The organism is Pseudonocardia halophobica, from assembly GCF_027922425.1.
GTDB classification, from domain to species: Bacteria; Actinomycetota; Actinomycetes; order Mycobacteriales; family Pseudonocardiaceae; genus Pseudonocardia; species Pseudonocardia halophobica.
Genome location: NZ_BSFQ01000016.1, coordinates 21,792 through 38,922, shown reverse-complemented (window position 1 = coordinate 38,922; position 17,131 = coordinate 21,792). Strand labels below are relative to the sequence as shown.

The window sequence follows — 17,131 nt, the reverse complement described above, 5'->3', positions numbered from 1 at the left end:
GGAGGGCCGACGATGTCCCCCCTGCAGTCCCCCGAACGACCGGCCCCGGCGACGACCGTCGCCGACACCCTGACCCGCGTCGTCGAACTGCTCGCCGACGACGCTCCGGCCGAGGCCGTCACGGCCGCGGTCGCCGGGCTGCGCTCGCCCGCCGCGGCGAGCGCCGCCGCCGATGCGCTGGCCGTCCGCGACCTGCTCGACCTGCGCCGCCGCCGGGAGCGGGAGGGCGCCGCCCTCTACGCGACGGCCCGCGACCTGACCTCGCTGCGCAGCAGCGACGAGGTGCTGCGGGCGATCGTGGAGCGGGCCCGGCGGCTGCTCGGCTCGGACTCCGCCTACATCGCCCTGGTCGACGCGGCCACCGGCGACGCCTACATGCGGGTCACCTCCGGCACGCGGACCGAGGGCATCCGGGCCGTCCGCCAGCGGCCCGGGTACGGGGTCGGAGGCTTCGTGATCCAGACCGGGCAGGCGCTGGCGACCCCGGACTACCTCGTCGACGAGCGCATCCGGCACGACCCGCTGGTGGCGGCCGCGGTCGGGGCCGACGGCATCGTCAGCATCGCGGGCGTGCCCATGAAGACCGGCACCACCGTGATCGGCGCCCTCTTCGCCGCGAACCGGGTCCGTCGCCACTTCGACCAGGCCGAGATCGCCCTGCTCTCCTCGCTCGCCGCCCACGCGTCCGTGGTGATCGAGAACGCCCGGCTCTACGAGCGCACTCAGACCGTCACCGCCGAGCTGCGCGAGGCCGGGGCCCGGCTCGCGGCCCAGCGGCATGCGCTGGAGCGGGCGGCGTTCGCCCACGAGCAGCTCATGCCGCTCGCCCTCGAGCGGACGGACGTGTCCGAGCTCGTCCGCGCCGTGCGGCGCGTCCTCGGCGGGAGTGCGACGCTCCTGGCCGCGGACGGCACGGTGCTCGCCGGGTGCCACGAGGAGCCCGGCGCCGACGACCGGGAGACGCACGAGGTCGAGATCCGCGTGGGCGAGGAGTCGCTCGGCCGGCTGCGGCTCGTCCGTCCCGGCCCCCTCTCCCCCGCCGACGAACGCACCCTCGAACGCGCCGCACAGACGGCGGCGCTGCTGCTCGTCATGGGCCGCCAGACCGCGCTGGTCGCCCGCGAGCTGCGTGCCGAGCTGCTGGCCGACCTGCTGGCCGACCGCGCGCCGAACTGGGCCGTCCTGCAGCGGCGCGCGGCCCGCTCGGGCATCGCGGACTTCGACCGGCCGCACACGGTGGTCGTCGCCGGCGGGCCCGCGGCCGGGGAGCGCCCGGCCGGGGTCCCCGAACCGGACCACCCGCTCCTCGGCATGGCCGTCGACATCGCGGAGCGCCACGGCGGGCTGGCCGGGACGCACGGCGACACCGTCGTTCTGGTCCTCCCCGGGCTCGAGGCCGACGACGCCGCCCGCCTCGTCGTGCACGAGCTGACCACCGCGAGCGGGCAGCCCGTCACCGCGGGGGCGGCCGGACCCGGCGCGACCGCCCGGGTGGTGCGGGGGCTGCACCGCTCGGCGGCACGCTGCCAGCGGCTGCTGCTCGCCCTCGGCCGGGAGGGGCAGGGCGCCTCGCTGTCCGAGCTCGGGATGCTGGGCACGGTGCTCGAGACCGCCGACACCCAGCAGGTCCGGGGTCTGCTGGACCGCACCCTCGGCCCGCTGACGGAGTACGACCGCGCGACCGGGTCGACCCTGCTGGCCACCGTCGAGTCCTACTTCTCGGCGGGCCAGAGTCCGCCCGCGACCGCCCGGGCGCTCGGCATCCACGTCAACACGGTCTACCAGCGGCTGGAGCGCATCACGGCCGTCCTCGGCGGGACGCGGTGGCGCGAACCGGACGGCGCCGTCGAGATGCAGCTGGCCCTCGCGCTGAACCGGCAGATGGGCGAGCCGCTGGGGTGAGGGACGCTCACCGCGAGAACAGGTCGCCGTTCAGGTAGATGTCCCAGTCCGCACCGGTCAGGCCGTGCCCGCCGGAGCGCAGGTGGTAGCTCATCGCCGGACCGCGGAACCCCTCGTCCGTGGGCGGTCGCCAGCTCGTCGACGGCAGACCGGTGTCGCCCAGCCCGTAGAGCTCGTACACCTGCGCCGCGGCGACGTAGGCCAGGAACTCGCCCTCGGGGTCGGCGTTGGCGTCGTCCGTGGCGCTCGCGACGACGACCCGGCGCGGTGCCATCAGCGCCACCAGCTCGTGCTGGTCGACCGGCAGCGAGTCCACGCGGTCGTTGTAGGCCTTGTACGTCTGCGGGAACCAGTGCGGGAACGAGCCGTTGATGCGCGCGACGGTCTCCGCGCCGACGCCGCCGTCGCCGCGACGGGCGAGCTTGGTGCCCGTCGAGCCCGAGTTGTTCGGGATGGCCACCGCGAAGCGGGTGTCCTGCGCCCCGGCCCACAGCGCCGCCTTGCCGCTGCGCGAGTGGCCGATGACCGCCACCTTCGTGGGGTCGATGTCGGGATCCGTCTGCAGGTAGTCCATGGCCCGGCTGGCCCCCCACGACCAGGCGCTGATGGCCCGGCCCGCGTCCGCGGGCAGCTCCTGGTCCGCGGGGTGGAACAGGTCGATCATCGCGCTGCGGTAGCTGCCGCTGTCGTCGGGAGCGACCTCGCCCGCGTCGAACGCCGCGAACGCGTAGCCGGCCTCGGTGATCGTCGACACCGGTGCGATCCCCGACGACCGGTCCGGGTCGTCCCCCACCTCGCCTCGGTGGTCGATCATCAGGAACGTGCCCCGCGGCTTGGCGCCGGTCTTCGGGACGAACAGCTTCACGTCGAAGCTGCCGGTGCCCTCGGGGCCGGTGACCGTGATCGTGATGATCTTGCGGGTCACGGCCGGGAAGTCGGTCGTCGCGACGTCGAAGGTCTGCGCCGTCGGGGCGGGCAGGCTCTGCCCGTAGACGTTCTCGCGGAAGTCGGCCAGCAGTTCGGCGCGGCGCGTGTTCTCCCACTCCGCGGCGGTGGTGACGGCGGCGCCGCTGTGCAGCCGCAGCGGGTTCGGGTAGTCCTCGCCGTCGATCGTCACCGTCTTGTCGGCCTGTGTCACGGCCGCCGTCCGGACCGGCTGCGGCTGCACGGCCGAGCCGCCGCCGGCGCACAGGGCGGCGACGACGACCAGCGACGTCGCACACCTCGTCACGATGTGCAGTCGGTCGCGGTGACGCGAGGGGCTCGGGGTACGCACGAGGCGGAATCTACCCACCCGTGATCACCCGGCAACTACTCTCGGCGCAGAGCCATCCATCGGATGACGCGTGCAGGTACCGAGAGAGTGATCGCGCCCCGGGGTCTCCTCCGGGGCGTGGGGCGGACGAGCTGGCCTGTAAGCCGGATCCTGTTCCCGGGCGCCTCGCGGCGCTCCGTTCGGCGACCATCCATCTAGGCCTGCCGTCGCCGGCAGGCTCGAGCGGCCTACCCGCAGGCTCGGACGGGCCGTCCTCGAACACCTGCGCAGCCTCCCGGGGGAGGCCTCTTGGCCTTGCTCCGGGTGGGGTTTACCGAGCCACCCCGGTCACCCGGGGTGCTGGTGGTCTCTTACACCACCGTTTCACCCTTACCGCGCGCCCGGGGGCGCACGGCGGTCTGTTTTCTGTGGCACTGTCCCGCGGGTCGCCCCGGGTTGCCGTTGACAACCACCCTGCCCTGCGGAGTCCGGACTTTCCTCGGCGGCGTGATGCCGACGCGGTCGCCCGGCCAGCTCGTCCGCGCCACGGATCGTAGCGCGCGGATCACGGCGCGCTGCACGCGTGTCCGCGGGCGGTGCGCGGGGCGCGGAGACACTCCCCCGACCTGGGCGGACGCGCGGACGTCAGCTGGGCGGCGGGGTCGTGGTGGTCGTCGTGAGCGGCACCGTGGGCGGCGTGGGCGGTGTCGTCACGGGCGCCGGTGGGGTGGGCGTGGTCGCGACCCGCTTCTTGGTCCACGTCCGGGTGGACGGGGACGAGGCGGTTCGGGTGGATGCCGCCGTGTCGCCCTCCGTCGCGGGAGCCGTCGGGGTGGTGGACGGCCGGGGCGGTCGGGACTTCGTCGGCGTCGGCGTCGGTGCCGGCGCCACCGTGGGGCTCGACGGCGGGCTCGACGGTGGGCTCGACGGCGAGCTGGGCACGGTGGAGGTCGGCGAGGGCGTGGGGGCTTCGGGCTTCGGGCCTGTCGGGGCGGTGGGCTCCGTCGGGCCCGCGTTCTGGACCGGGGCGGGCCCCTGAACGGGCCGGGCCGCGACGGGCACGGCCGGCCGGGCGGGGGCGGCCTGGCGGGTCGCCGGCTCACCCTCGGTGCCGGCCGAGGTCCCGGCCGAGCTCCGTGCCGGCGGGGCGTCGTTGCGCACGTCGGCCGGTACTGCCGCGGCCCGCGGCCGCGGTGCCTGGTCGCCCGTGTCCGCCTGGGCCGGCGTCTCCGAGAAGTCCGAGGAATCCGGCGAGTCCGCCGCAGAGTCCGCAGAGTCCGCAGATTCTGCGGCCCCCGACGAGTCCCCGGAGTCCGCGAGGACCCGCTCCGGCGGGGGCGCGGCGGGCTGTTCCGGACCGGCCTCGACCGGTGCGGCCCCGGTCGCGCCCTCGGACGGCGACGTCGACGAGGCCGCCGACGAGGCCGTGGACGAGCGTGCCGGCGCGGGGGCGGCCAACGGCGGGCGGGCCGCCGTCGTCGGACCGGTCACGAAGGTCCGCAGCGTGCCCTCCCCGGAAGAGGTCCCCACCCAGGCCGCCAGCAGCGCTCCGAGCCCGACGACCGCGACCACCCCGGCCACCGCCGCCCGCACCGCGCGCGTGGCGCCCTCGGGCCGGTGCAGCAGCAGCCAGATCGGCACCACGCACCAGGCGAGGATCAGCACCGTCGCCAGGACCACACCCCACCGCTGCGTCATCGCGGACTCCCCCCACGGCCCCGCTCGGCTCCGGGACCTCACCCCATCGTGCTCCCGCCCCCCGACCGTTGCGCAATGCAGTAACTCGCCCCTGCGGCACCCGGACGTTACGGACGACGGCCGAGCGGCCCGCCGGGCGGCCGTCTACTGTTCCGGCCGTGGTGGGCGCGTCGCCGGGTCAGCTGGTCTTCCTCCTCGTCGCGGGGCTGGTGGCCGGCGCGATCAACGCCATCGCGGGCGGCGGCTCGCTGCTGGTCTTCCCCGCGCTGCTGGCGGTCGGCCTGAACCCGCTGGCCGCGAACGTCACCAACTCGATCGCGCAGTGGCCGGGCTACGTCGGGATCGTCGTCGGCAACCGGCGCGAGCTGCGCGAACAGCGCCGGCGCATCGTCCTGACCTGCATCATGGCGGCACTGGGCTCGGTGGTCGGCTGCGTCCTGCTGCTGGTCCTGCCCGGCTCGGTGTTCGACGCCGTCGTACCCGCACTGGTCATCCTGGCCAGCGTCGTCATGGCGCTCGGCCCGTACCTGAAACGCTGGATCGGCACCCCGGACCCCGACGCGCCGGACCGCACCGCGTGGCTGCTGCCGGCGGTGTTCCTCGCCGGCGTCTACGGCGGCTACTTCGGCGGGGCGCTCGGGGTCATCCTGATCTCGGTGCTGTCGCTGCTGGCCAACGACACCCTGGTCCGGCTCAACGCGCTCAAGGGCCTGCTCTCGCTCGTGGCCGCCTCGGTCACCGTGGTGATCTTCTCGCTCCGTGCGCCGGTGGACTGGACCGCGGTCGCGATCCTCGCGCCGACGACGCTCGTCGGCGGGTATCTCGGCGCCCGGATCGCCCGCCGGATGCCCGACGCCGTGCTGCGCTGGTTCGTGGTCGTACTCGGCCTGGCCGTCGGCGTGTACCTGCTCCTCGACTGATGGCGCTCGCCCTCTCGGTCGCACTCCTCGCGGTGGTGCTGGCCGCGGCGGTCCTGCGCCCTCGCGGGCTGCCGGAGGCCGCCGCGGCCGTGCCCGCGGCGGTCCTGGTCGTCGCGCTCGGACTCCTGCCCCTCCCGGCGGCCGTGGCCGAGATCGGCGACCTGGGCCCGACCGTCGGCTTCCTGGCCGCGATCCTGCTGCTCGGGCGGCTCGCCGACGCCGAGGGCGTGTTCGGCTGGCTCGGGGCCCGGCTCGCGGTGGCCGCCCGGGGCCGGGCCCCACGGCTGTTCGGGCTGGTCTTCGCCGCGGCCACGGCGGTCACGGTGGTGCTGAGCCTCGACGCGACCGTCGTGCTGCTGACCCCGGTCGTCCTCGCGACGACTGCCCGGCTGCGGCTCCCCGCGCGCCCGCACGCCTACGCCTCGGTCCACCTCGCCAACGCCGGCTCGCTGCTGCTGCCCGTGTCGAACCTGACGAACCTGCTGGTGTTCGAGGCGTCGGGGCTGTCGTTCCTCGGCTTCGCGGGCCTGATGCTGCTGCCGTGGCTGGTCACGCTCGCCGTGGAGTACGGCGTGCTCCGCGGCTTCTTCCGCGGTGATCTCGGCGAGTCCGTCCCGGTGCCCGCGAGGCGCAACGGCGAGCGCACGCCCCGGTTCGCGCTCGTCGTCCTCGCCCTCACGCTGGCGGGCTTCGGTGCCTCGTCGACGGTGGGGGTGGAGCCGGTGTGGGTGGCGGCGGCCGGCGCCGTGGTGCTCGCGGTGCGGGCCGTCGTCCGCCGGGAGATCGGGATGGCCGGGCTGGTCCGCGGGACGTCCCCGCTGTTCTGCGTGTTCGTGCTGGCGCTCGGCGTGGTGGTCGCCGCGGTCGCCACGCACGGGCTCGCGGGGTGGCTGGCCGGGATCCTGCCGGACGCGCCGACGCTGACCGGGCTGCTCGGGGTCGCGGCGGTGGCCGCGGTGCTGGCGAACGTGGTCAACAACCTGCCGGCCACCCTGGTGCTCATCGCCGCGCTGGGACCGGCGCCGCACCCGGCGCTGGTCCTGGCGCTGCTGCTCGGGGTGAACATCGGCCCGAACCTGACCTACGTGGGATCGCTGGCCACGCTGCTGTGGCGCCGGGTCCTGCCCCGCACGCCGAGCCTGCGCACGTTCACCGTCGTCGGCCTGCTGACCGTGCCCGTCGCCCTGACCGCCGCCACCGCGGCCCTGTGGGCGGTGTGGAGCCTGGTCGGTTAGGACGGGTCGCCGGGCACGTGGGACGTGTCGTTGACCAGCCGGACGGACGCCCCGCCGTCGGGGAAGAAGTCCGCGATGCAGAGCGACGCCAGGTCCAGGTGCAGCCGGTAGAGGATCGAGCTGCCGCTGGCCAGGGCCTCCTGCAGGATCAGCTTGATCGGCGTGACGTGGCTGACCACGACGACCGTGCGGCCCGGGAAGTCCGCGACGATCTTGGCGCGCTCGGCGGCGACCCGGACCCCGGCCTCGGCGAAGCTCTCGCCGCCGGGCGGGGCGACCTCCGTGCTGCCCAGCCACCGGGCGAACACCTCGGGATCGCGCTCGCGGGCCTCGACGAAGGTCAGGCCCTCCCACTCGCCGAAGTCCGTCTCGATCAGCCCGTCGCGCACCTCCACCGGGAGCCCGGTGACCGCGGCGACGGCCTCGGCGGTCTGCCGCGCCCGCAGCAGCGGCGAGGTGAGGATCGCGTCGACCCCGCCGAGGGCGCCGATCCGCTCGGCCGCGCTCGCCGCCTGGGCCTCGCCCCGCTCGGTCAGGGCGGGGTCGCCCAGGCCGGAGTAGCGCTTCTCCACGGACAACGGCGTCTGGCCGTGCCGGAGCAGCAGCATCCGGGTCGGGGCGCCCTTCTGCCCGGTCCACGCGGCGGAGCCCGACGGGGTCGAGGCCGTCACAGCCCGGACTCCCCGGTCCGGACCAGGATCGCGCCGCACTCCTCGCAGTGCACGACGTCGTCGGCCGCCGCGGCCTTGACCCGGCCCAGGAAGGTGCGGTCCAGCTCGAGGCGGCAGGCGCCGCAGCGGCGTTCGCGCAGCAGCCCCGCCCCGGCCCGCCCCTGCTCGCGCCGCTTCTCGTAGACGGCGAGCAGGTCCTCGGGCAGCTCCGGGAGGATCGTCTCGCGGTCGCGGCGCCGGCCGCCCTCGGCCGCGTCGATGTCGGCGAGCGCGGTGTCGCGGCGCCCGGTCACGGCCTGCAGGTGCTCCTCGGCCTCGGCGAGCACGCGGCGGGAGTGGTCGAGGTTGCCGCCCAGGGCCTCGCGCTGCTCCATGACCTCCAGCTGCTCGTCCTCGAGGACGCCCTGGCGGCGTGCGAGGGTCTCGAGCTCGTGCTGCAGGTCGGCGGCCTGCCGGGCGCTCACGCCGGAACCCGCGAGCACCGCCCGGTCCTTCTCGGTGCGCGCCCGCACGCCCTCGACGTCCCGCTCCAGCCGGCGGATGTCCCGGTCCAGGTCGCCCGCCGCGGTCTCGGCCTCGACCACGGCGTCCTTGCCCGCCCGGACGCGCGCCTCGGCCTCGGTCAGCTCCGCGTGCTCGGGCAGTGCCCGGCGGCGGTGCGCGAGCCGCGTGAGCTCCGCGTCGACCTCGGCCAGGTCCAGCAGCCGCCGCTGCGCGGCGGGATCGGCCTTCACGCCCCTCGTCCTCCTTCTCGGGTGGTCACGCGCCGAGGGTCCAGGGATCGGTCCGGAGCCGGGACACGCGGGTCTCGACGCTACCCCCCAGGGCCTTCTCGACGACGGCCGCCGCCTGCGCACACCAGGGCCACTCGGACGCCCAGTGCGCGACGTCGACCAGCGCCGGCGTCGGGCGGCCGGGCAGCGACCCCGCCAGCAGGTGCTCCGACGCCGGGTGGTGGCGCAGGTCCGCGGTCACGTAGGCGTCCACCCCGGCCGCGATCGCCGCGGACAGCGCCGAGTCGCCCGCACCGCCGCACACCGCGACCCGCCGGACCGGGCGGTCCGGGTCCCCGGCCGCGCGCACCCCCCACGCGGTCCGCGGCAGGGCCGCCGCCACCCGCTCGGTGAAGGCGGACAACGGCTCCGGCTCCGGCAGTTCCCCCACCCGGCCGAGCCCGCGCGCCGACGGCAGCGCCGCCAGCTCGAACACGTCGAAGGCGGGCTCCTCGTAGGGGTGCGCCGCGCGCAGCGCCTCGACCACCGCGCGCCGCCGGTGCCGCGGCAGGACCATCTCCAGCCGGGTCTCCGCGACCCGCTCCAGCTTCCCGACCTCGCCGATCGCCGGGTGGGCGCCGGCGTGCGGCAGGAACTGGCCGGTCCCGGCCGTGGCGAACGAGCAGTGGCTGTAGTCGCCGATCTCCCCCGCCCCCGCCGCGGACAGGGCCTCGTGCACGCTCCGCAGCGCGGGGCCGGTCGGGACGAACGCGACGATCTTGTCCAGCGGCTGGTCCGGCTGCGGCTGCAGCGGCGCTCCCACCCGCAGCCCCAGGGCCTCGGCCAGCGCGTCGGACACCCCCGGATCGGCGGAGTCGGCGTTGGTGTGCGCCGTGAACAGCCCGACGCCGCCGCGGATCAGCCTGTGCAGCAACGCCCCCTTCGGGGTGTCGGCGCCGACCCCGTGCACCCCGCGCAGCAGCAGCGGATGGTGCGTGACGAGCAGCTGCGCGTCGGTGGCGAGGGCCTCGTCGACCGTCTCGGCCACGGCGTCGACGGCGAACAGCACGCGGCGCACCGGGTCCGCCGGGTCGCCGCAGACCAGGCCGACGGCGTCCCAGTCCTGGGCGAGGCCGGGCGGGTAGGCGGCCTCGAGGGCCGCGGTGACATCGGCCAGCGATGCCGGAGGGTGCTCGCTCACGCCGCTACACCTACCAGGGCCGCGGCCAGTGCCTCGACCAGGAGCGCCACCCGCGCCGGCTCGCGCACCGCGACCCGCAGGTGGTCGGGCCCCAGCCCGGGGAACGTGTCGCACCGGCGCACCGCGATCCCGTTCTGCCGCAGCCGTTCCCGCACCTCCGCGCCGCGTCCGGCGGGCAGCCGCAGCAGCAGGTAGGGCGCCGCGCCGGGCAGCACCTCGACGCCGGGTAGCTCGCGCAGGGCGGCCGCCTGCGCACTCCGCTGTTCCGCCAGCTCCCCGGCCACCCGCTCCGACTCGGCGACGGCCGCGGGTTCGGAGCAGGCGATCACGGCCTCCAGCCCGAGGGTGCCGACCGGCCAGTGCGGCCGCGGGGCGGCCAGCCGGGCGAGCAGGGCGGGGTCGCCGAGGGCGTACCCGGCCCGCAGCCCGGCGAGCGCCCAGGTCTTGGTCAGCGAGCGCATCACCAGCAGGCCCGGCAGCCGTTCCGCCGCGAGCGACTCCGGCTCCCCCGGCACGGCGTCGGCGAAGGCCTCGTCGACGACCAGCACCCGCCCGGGCCGGGCCAGGGCCCGCAGGTCGGCGGCGGGGTGCAGGACCCCGGTCGGATTCGTCGGGTTCCCGACCACGACCAGGTCGGCCTCCTCCGGCACGGCGGCCGGGTCGAGCCGGTGCCCGTCCGCCTCGGAGGTCAGCACGTGGTCCACCGCGAGCCCCGAGCCCCGCAGGGCGGCCTCCGGCTCGGTGAACCCCGGGTGCACGACGACCGGCCGGCGCGGCGCCAGGCCCGGGAGCAGCGCGAACCCCTCCGCGCTGCCGGCCAGCACCAGCACCTCCTCGGGCTCCCGGCCGTGCCGGCGCGCGACGGCCTCGCGGGCGCGCCGGTCGTGCCCGGCCGACGGGTAGCGGGCCAGGTCGTCGAGCGCGGCCGCGAGCCGGGCCCGCAGCCACGCCGGCGGAGCGTCGCCCTGGACGTTGACGGCGAAGTCGACCAGCCCCGGCGTGGCCTCGGCGTCACCGTGATGACGCAGGGTGTCGAGGTCCGGACGCGCGGCGACGGCACGCGATCCGGACACAGTGGCCTTGATCTCCTCCGGCGGCTCCGGGACGCCCTCCATACCGGGGCACCCTACGGTGACGGGGTGCATGTCAGTTTCGTCTGTACCGGCAACATCTGCCGCTCCCCGATGGCGGAGAAGGTGTTCCGCGCCGCCCTGGACGAGGCCGGCCTGGCCGCCGGCGTGGCGGTGACCAGCGCGGGCACGGGCGGCTGGCACGTCGGCGAGCCGATGGACCCGCGGGCGGCCGAGGTCCTGCAGCGGCACGGCTACGACACCGCCCACACGGCCCGCCAGATCGACTCGCACACGCTCTCCGCCGACGTCCTCGTCGCCCTCGACCACGGCCACCGCCGCGCCCTGCGGGACTCCGTCCCCGAGCCGGACCGGGTCGTGATGCTCCGCTCCTTCGACCCCGGGTCCACCGACGACGCCGAGGTCCCCGACCCCTACTACGGCGGCCCGGACGGCTTCGACGAGGTGCTGCGCATGATCGAGGCCGCCGTCCCGGGCCTGCTGGAGCGGGTCCGCAAGGAGGTCTGACCCGCGTGACCGGCGCGCTCGCGGAGGTCGGGCTGGACCCGGGTGCCCTGCGGGGTGGCGGGGTCCGCCGGGTGACCCTGCCCGACGGGCGGGCCGCCGTCGTCAAGCGGGACCCGTCCGTGCCGGCCGAGGCCGCGGGCCTGCGGTGGCTGGCCGTGCCCGGTGGGCCGCCCGTGCCCGAGGTGTACGCGGCCGACGAGGAGTGGCTGATCAGCCAGGAGGTGCCGGCCGGGAGCCCCACCGCGGCCGCCGCCGAGGACCTCGGCCGCCGGCTCGCCGTGCTGCACGAGGCCGGCGCCCCCGCCTTCGGCGCTCCCCCGCCCGGCGGCCCCGCCGACGCCTGGATCGGCGCCACGGGGATGCGCAACGAGCCCGCCGAGTCCTGGCCGGAGTGGTACGCCGAGCACCGGGTCCTCGCCTACGTCCGGCGCGCCGACCTGCCGGACACCGCGGTGTTCGACGAGGTGTGCGCCCGGCTGCCGGAGCTCGCCGGGCCGGCCGAGCCGCCCGCGCGCCTGCACGGCGACCTCTGGTCCGGCAACGTCCTGTGGTCGGCCGACGGCGCCTGGCTCATCGACCCCGCCGCGCACGGCGGCCACCGCGAGACCGACCTCGCGATGCTGGCGCTGTTCGGCCTGCCGCACCTCGACCGCGTGGTGGCGGCCTACGACGAGGCGGCTGCCATCGCCGAGGGCTGGCGCTCGCGCGTGCCGCTGCACCAGCTGTTCCCGCTGCTCGTGCACACCGTGCTGTTCGGCGGCGGCTACGCGAGCCAGGCGATGGCCGCCGCGCACGCCGCCCTCCGCGCGTGACGGCTCAGCGCCAGTCGTCGATCACGAACACGTCGTCCCGGTCGTAGCCGGCGTCGTTGGGCGCGTGCATCGTGACGCCCGGGACGTCCGTGACGAACCCGCGCCCGACGAGGTGCCGGTAGGCCCGGTGCCGGGCGGTGTTGACCCCCACGACCAGTCGTTCCGCCCCGAGCACCGCGGCGTGGGCCAGGCACGCGTCGACGAGCGCGGCGAAGTCCGCCTCGACGCCCGGCCGGACCAGGCCGACCTTCACGTAGGCCACGCCCGAGCCCGCCTCCGACCCCGCACCGTCGTGCACCACGGCCACGCCGGTGGGCGCGGCGGCCGGCCCGCTCAGCACGACCTCGCCGATCTTCTGGTCCAGCACGCTCGCGATCTCGCCCGCGAGGTCGAGCCCCGGGTACACCGCGCCGGCGAGCCGCCCCGCCGCGGCCGTGAGCTCCTCCCGGTCCCGTGCCGACCCCGGCGCCCACTCCACGGCCGGCGGCGCGGCGGGCACCGGCCGGGACATCAGCGCGGTGAGGAACCGCGGCCAGTACCCGAAGCGCTGGTAGAGCCGGTGGTGGCGGGGGCTGTGCGCGAAGGTGAAGAGCCCGCGGCGGACCACGCCCCACTCCCGCAGCACGCCGTCGGCCGCGGCGAAGAGCTGCGACCCGATGCCGCGGTCCCACCACTCCGGCTCCACGGACAGCGGCCCCACGAACCCGACGCTCCCCCACCGCGTGGCGAACACCGACCCGACGAGCCGGGTGCCGGCGAAGGCGCCCAGGGCCGCCGTGTTCGGCGCGGCCCAGCGGGTGCGGACGAGCTCGGCGTCCCGCTGGTCGTCGGCACCGACGAGGGCGGCGAAGGCCCGGCGTTGGATCCGGTCGGCGGCGTCGAGGTCCGGTTCGCGCAGCGGCCGGATCTCGCACTCCGCCCGGCGGCGCAGGTGAGGACCCATGCGCGAACGATGCACGCGCACCGGGCCCGCGGGAAGGGCTGCGATGGACCGTTCAGCCGGACGTGCGTTCCGCCTCGGCAGCCGGTGCCTCCTTGAGCTCGGCGAGCGAGTCGTCGATCGCGGCGGCGAGGGTGTCGACGTCCGGGAGGGCGTCACGGTCCGCGTTGAGCCCGTAGCAGACGGTGCCGTCGTAGGAGGTCACGCCGATGGCGACGGCCTGGCCGTGGGCCAGCGGGACCACCGGGAACATGTCCCGCATCCGCGCGCCCATGGCGTACAGCGGCCGCGGCGGCCCGGGGACGTGCGTGACGACGACGTTGAACAGCCGCGAGGAGAGCCGGGAGGACAGCCGCGCACCCATCTGGTGTACGGCGGGTGTGGTCAGCCCCGCGAGCCCGACCACGGCTGTGGTGCCCGCCGACCGGCCGAACCGCTTGCGCGCCTCCATCTGCACGGCGATCGACCGCAGCCGCTCGACGGTGTCCGCGATGCCCACCGGGAGCTCCACGAACACCGCGGAGATCTGGTTGCCGGAGGTCGCGGCGCCCGTGCGGCCGCGCATGCTCACCGGCACCATCGCCCGCACCACCGAGTCGGCGAAGATCGGCTCGCCGCGACTGACCAACCAGCGCCGCAACGCCCCCGCCACCACGGCGAGCACGACGTCGTTGACCGAGCCGCCGCCGGCCCCGTGCCGTCGCCGGATCACCCGGTGCTCGAACAGCGAGGTCCTGGCCATCCCGAAACGGCGCTGCTCGCCGATGGGCGCGTTGAGGGCGCCGACGGGGCGGCCGCGGCTGGCCGTGCGCACGGCGTCGGCCAGCCCGCCGAGGGAGCGGCGGACGGACGACGCGGCCTGCCGCAGGTCCGCGGCCGACCGCGCGACCGCGTCGACGGCGCTGCGCGGGCGCAGCATGTTCTCCACGACCGCCGACGCCGCCAGCTCCAGCCCGGTCGGCTCGCGGGCCGGCCGCCAGTCGTCCGGGTCGACCTCGCGGGGCTTCGGCGTGGTGTCGAGCAGGACGGCGCCGATGTCCATCGAGGCCAGCCCGTCGACCATCGCGTGGTGGGTCTTCGTGACGATCGCGAGCCGGTGCCCCTCGAACCCCTCGACCAGGTAGATCTCCCAGAGCGGCCGCGACCGGTCGAGCTGGCGGGACAGCAGCCGCCCCACCAGCTCGCGCAGCGCCACGTCCGACCCCGGCGCAGGCAGCGCCGAGCGCCGGACGTGGTAGCTCAGGTCGAAGTCCGGGTCGTCGACCCAGACCGGCAGGCCCAGCCGCCCGGGCACCTCGCGCACCTTCTGCCGGTACCGCGGCACCAGGGCGAGCCGATCACCGATGAGCCGGACGAAGGCGTCGACGTCGAAGGGCTCGTCCTCGTCGGACCCCGTCTCGAAGGTCATCACCCCGCCGACGGTCATCGCCGTCGTGCGCTCCTCCATGAACAGGAACGAGGCGTCCAGGGGCGTCAGGCGCTCGGGCACGGGCGGAACCCTAGTGCGCGGTCACCAGACCCCTTCGGCGCGCCAGCCCCGCAGCGGCATGCCCGACGCGCCGTGCTCCCCCAGCTTCACGCCCAGCATCTGGTGCAGCTGGATGTTGTCGAGCTCGAAGCCGAGCCGGCACGCCGCCATGTACAGCCGCCACACCCGCGCCCGGCCCACGCCGACCTCGGCGACGGCCTCGGCCCAGTGCTCCTCGAGGTTGGTGCCCCAGTCCCGCAGGGTCAGCGCGTAGTGCTCGCGCAGGTTCTCCTCGTGCCGGATCTCGAAGCCGGCGTCGTTCATCTCGGTCATCAGCAGGCCGGGCGACTCGAGCTGCCCGTCCGGGAAGACGTACCGGCCGATGAACGGGTCGACCTTGCGCTTGTTCACGGTGCGCGGCTGCGTGATGCAGTGGTTGAGCAGCCGGCCCTCCGGGCGCAGCTTCCCGTACAGGAAGCGGAAGTAGGAGCCGAGCTGCTTCCGGCCGATGTGCTCGGTGAGCCCGATCGAGCTGACGGCGTCGAACCCGGTCTCGGGGACGTCCCGGTAGTCCAGGTGCCGGACCTCGGCGAGCTCCTGCAGGCCCTCGCACCGGATCGCCTCCTGCGCCCACGACGCCTGCTCCCGGGACAGCGTCACGCCGAGCGCCTGCACGCCCATCCGCGCCGCGTGCCGGACCATCCCGCCCCAGCCGCAGCCGACGTCGAGCAGCCGCATCCCCGGCTCCAGCGCGAGCTTGCGGGCGACGAGGTCGTACTTGGTCTCCTGCGCCTCCTCGAGCGTCGCGTCGGGACGCGGGTAGGCGGCGCAGGTGTAGGTCATCGACGGCCCGAGCACCCACTCGTAGAAGCGGTTCGAGACGTCGTAGTGGTGCGAGATCGCCTGGCTGTCCCGGAACTTCGAGTGCAGCCGCCCGCGGGGGCGCGCCTCGAGCTCGGGCGGCGCCGGCCGGTACTTCAGCCAGACCGGACCGAGGGTCGCGAGCAGCTTCGCGAAGTCCGCCTTGGAGACCCCGTGGAGGGTCACGTCGGACAGTGCGGACAGGGCGGCGTAGAGGTCGCCCTCCACCTCGATCTCGCCGGTGACGTACGCCCGCGCCAGCCCGAGCGTGCCCGGCGCCGACGCCAGCCGGGCCAGCGCCCGCGGCGACTCGATCCGCAACGCCACCTCGGCGTCGTCCGGACCGGACTTGCTGCCGTCGTAGGCGATCAGCCGGATGGCCGCGTCCGCCCCGATGACGTGCCCGAACACCTCCGCGACCCGCATGCTCATGCTCCCCCTCCGACCTTCGTGTACAGATCCGGTACCCGCCCCGCCGGGTCGTATCGCTGCTTCACGGCCCGGTACGCCGCTCCGTTGTAGCGCTCCCAGAACTCCGTCTCGCCGTAGTGGACGGTCGAGTAGAGACTCTTGTGGCCGTCCAGGTCGGCCACGAGCTTCTCGACGAAGCGGTTGTGCTCCTCGCGGTCCGCCCCCACCGGCACGGACGACCAGAAGCCGACGTTCACGTACGGCGTGTGCGGCTCCATCGGGTACAGCGGCCAGGTGCGCTCCCCGCGCAGCTGCAGCGGGCAGAGCCACACCGGCGCGATCCCGACGTGGGAGTGGAAGGCCGCGAGGAACTCGGGCAGCCGCGGCGTCGGGATCTCGACGTCCTGGATCACCATCTCCTCCTCGGGCCGGCCGAGGGCGCGCCGCACGGTGTTCGACGCCTGGTACCGCTGGTCGAGCGCGACGAGCCGGCGGTACACGTCGGACCGGCGGTACCGCTTCGGCCACACCCGGCGCACCGCGGGCACCTGCACGCCGAAGGCGCGCGAGCACCAGAACCAGTCGGTGTCCCAGCGCCACAGGTAGTCATGCACCGTGAGGTGGTCGACGGGCCGGCGCTGCAGCGACCGGTAGAACACGTCCATGCCGGTGTAGTCGGAGACCTGCGCGCCCGGCGTGGGGGCGTCGACGAAGCGGCCGACGCTCACGTAGTGCTCGTCCGCGGAGAACACCGTGCCGTCGACGAAGTCCGCGGGGCCGTCCGGCCGGGCGAACTCCGCCAGCGCGGCCGTGGCCTCCTCCGCGGTGCGGAAGCGGTGGTGGGTGAGCTTGACGTAGGGCTTGACCGGCAGCAGCTCGATGCGCAGCCGCAGGGCGTAGCCGAGCGTGCCGTAGGAGTTGGCGAAGGCGGCGAAGAGATCGGCGTGCTCGTTGTCCGGGGCGGCCGTGACCAGCTCCCCGGCCGGCGTGAGGACGTCCATCTCCAGCACGGACTCGTGCGGCAGCCCGTGCCGGAACGACGTCGACTCGATGCCCAGCCCGGTGACGGCGCCGCCGAGGGTGATGGTCTTGAGCTGCGGCACGACCAGCGGCATCAGCCCGTGCGGCAGGGTCGCCGCGACCAGGTCCTCGTAGGTGCACATGCCCTGCACGTCCGCGGTGCGCGCCGCCCGGTCCACCTCGATCACCCCGGCGAGGCCGGAGGTGTCGAGCAGCACCGACTCCGCGGCGTGCGTGCCGAACCGGAACAGGTTCGACGTCCGCTTGCCGAGCCGCACGGGGGTGCCGGCCGGGACCGCGCGAGAGGCGCGGAGGAGCTCCTCGACGACGGCGTCGTGCCGCCGCCGTGCCCCCGAACGCGCCGCCGGATCCGCCCCCACCCGCTCGATCGTGCCCACGAGGCCACGCTAACGCCGCAGAGGCGCG

General features: G+C 75.5%; 15 protein-coding genes and 1 other RNA gene. 6 read left to right on the top strand and 10 right to left on the bottom strand.

What is annotated here, in order from left to right:
• Positions 1–12: 12 nt before the first annotated feature.
• Entirely contained in the window at positions 13–1,902 is a 1,890-nt protein-coding gene (locus PKE99_RS19245; protein ID WP_051737617.1) for a helix-turn-helix domain-containing protein, read from the top strand.
• 7 nt (positions 1,903–1,909) lie between these two features.
• Here PKE99_RS19245 and PKE99_RS19240 read toward each other — a convergent pair whose 3' ends face one another.
• Together PKE99_RS19240 and rnpB are read right to left on the bottom strand one after the other, a co-directional pair.
• Complete coding sequence (locus tag PKE99_RS19240; RefSeq protein WP_051737618.1) at positions 1,910–3,133, bottom strand: glucuronyl esterase domain-containing protein; 1,224 nt, start codon at positions 3,131–3,133, stop codon at positions 1,910–1,912.
• A gap of 168 nt (positions 3,134–3,301) precedes the next feature.
• An RNA gene (gene rnpB / locus PKE99_RS19235) (RNase P RNA component class A) lies at positions 3,302–3,695 on the bottom strand.
• Positions 3,696–3,833: 138 nt separating this feature from the next.
• On the opposite strand from rnpB, the gene PKE99_RS19230 reads away from it, so the two are divergent.
• The 3 genes from PKE99_RS19230 (at position 3,834) to PKE99_RS19220 (ending at position 7,010) form a co-directional block, all read left to right on the top strand.
• Complete coding sequence (locus tag PKE99_RS19230; protein WP_231498261.1) at positions 3,834–4,196, top strand: hypothetical protein; 363 nt, start codon at positions 3,834–3,836, stop codon at positions 4,194–4,196.
• An 817-nt stretch (positions 4,197–5,013) separates the two neighbouring features.
• Complete coding sequence (locus PKE99_RS19225; RefSeq protein ID WP_081924233.1) at positions 5,014–5,775, top strand: sulfite exporter TauE/SafE family protein; 762 nt, start codon at positions 5,014–5,016, stop codon at positions 5,773–5,775.
• Positions 5,775–7,010: an SLC13 family permease gene (locus PKE99_RS19220; protein ID WP_037047339.1), complete on the top strand. Its 1,236-nt coding sequence runs from the start codon at positions 5,775–5,777 to the stop codon at positions 7,008–7,010. Before PKE99_RS19225 ends, PKE99_RS19220 begins: the two co-directional genes overlap by 1 nt.
• On the opposite strand, the gene PKE99_RS19215 is transcribed toward PKE99_RS19220, so the two are convergent.
• From PKE99_RS19215 to cobC, 4 genes are read right to left on the bottom strand one after another with little or no spacing between them, the layout of a single operon-like run.
• Positions 7,007–7,681, bottom strand: a complete 675-nt coding sequence (locus tag PKE99_RS19215) for a histidine phosphatase family protein (protein ID WP_037047341.1) — start codon at positions 7,679–7,681, stop codon at positions 7,007–7,009. The two genes, PKE99_RS19220 and PKE99_RS19215, sit on opposite strands and share 4 nt — an antisense overlap.
• Entirely contained in the window at positions 7,678–8,415 is a 738-nt protein-coding gene (locus tag PKE99_RS19210) for a zinc ribbon domain-containing protein (RefSeq protein ID WP_037047344.1), read from the bottom strand. Before PKE99_RS19210 ends, PKE99_RS19215 begins: the two co-directional genes overlap by 4 nt.
• Before the next feature lie 25 nt (positions 8,416–8,440).
• Positions 8,441–9,571: a Nif3-like dinuclear metal center hexameric protein gene (locus tag PKE99_RS19205; RefSeq protein WP_306470743.1), complete on the bottom strand. Its 1,131-nt coding sequence runs from the start codon at positions 9,569–9,571 to the stop codon at positions 8,441–8,443.
• A gap of 20 nt (positions 9,572–9,591) precedes the next feature.
• Entirely contained in the window at positions 9,592–10,710 is a 1,119-nt protein-coding gene (gene cobC, locus PKE99_RS19200; protein ID WP_063739782.1) for an Rv2231c family histidinol phosphate aminotransferase CobC, read from the bottom strand.
• A gap of 24 nt (positions 10,711–10,734) precedes the next feature.
• Between cobC and PKE99_RS19195 the strand changes: the two genes are divergently transcribed.
• Both PKE99_RS19195 and PKE99_RS19190 read left to right on the top strand, forming a co-directional pair.
• The gene (locus PKE99_RS19195; RefSeq protein WP_037047348.1) at positions 10,735–11,193 is read left to right on the top strand and encodes a low molecular weight protein-tyrosine-phosphatase; all 459 of its coding nucleotides are present in this window, start codon (positions 10,735–10,737) and stop codon (positions 11,191–11,193) included.
• Positions 11,194–11,198: 5 nt separating this feature from the next.
• Positions 11,199–12,005, top strand: coding sequence for a fructosamine kinase family protein (locus PKE99_RS19190; RefSeq protein ID WP_425566521.1), 807 nt, complete (start codon positions 11,199–11,201; stop codon positions 12,003–12,005).
• A gap of 4 nt (positions 12,006–12,009) precedes the next feature.
• Here the strand turns inward: PKE99_RS19190 and PKE99_RS19185 are convergent, their stop codons facing one another.
• Genes PKE99_RS19185 through PKE99_RS19170 form a run of 4 tightly spaced genes read right to left on the bottom strand, consistent with a single transcriptional unit; the run spans position 12,010 to position 17,103 of the window.
• Entirely contained in the window at positions 12,010–12,948 is a 939-nt protein-coding gene (locus PKE99_RS19185; RefSeq protein WP_051737620.1) for a GNAT family N-acetyltransferase, read from the bottom strand.
• A gap of 52 nt (positions 12,949–13,000) precedes the next feature.
• Positions 13,001–14,434 carry a WS/DGAT/MGAT family O-acyltransferase gene (locus tag PKE99_RS19180; RefSeq protein ID WP_037047350.1) on the bottom strand — a complete coding sequence of 478 codons (1,434 nt, stop codon included), beginning with the start codon at positions 14,432–14,434 and terminating at the stop codon, positions 13,001–13,003.
• Positions 14,435–14,455: 21 nt separating this feature from the next.
• Positions 14,456–15,700: a class I SAM-dependent methyltransferase gene (locus tag PKE99_RS19175; protein ID WP_037047352.1), complete on the bottom strand. Its 1,245-nt coding sequence runs from the start codon at positions 15,698–15,700 to the stop codon at positions 14,456–14,458.
• A gap of 2 nt (positions 15,701–15,702) precedes the next feature.
• Positions 15,703–17,103: an FAD-binding oxidoreductase gene (locus tag PKE99_RS19170; protein ID WP_197040682.1), complete on the bottom strand. Its 1,401-nt coding sequence runs from the start codon at positions 17,101–17,103 to the stop codon at positions 15,703–15,705.
• Positions 17,104–17,131: the final 28 nt, after the last annotated feature.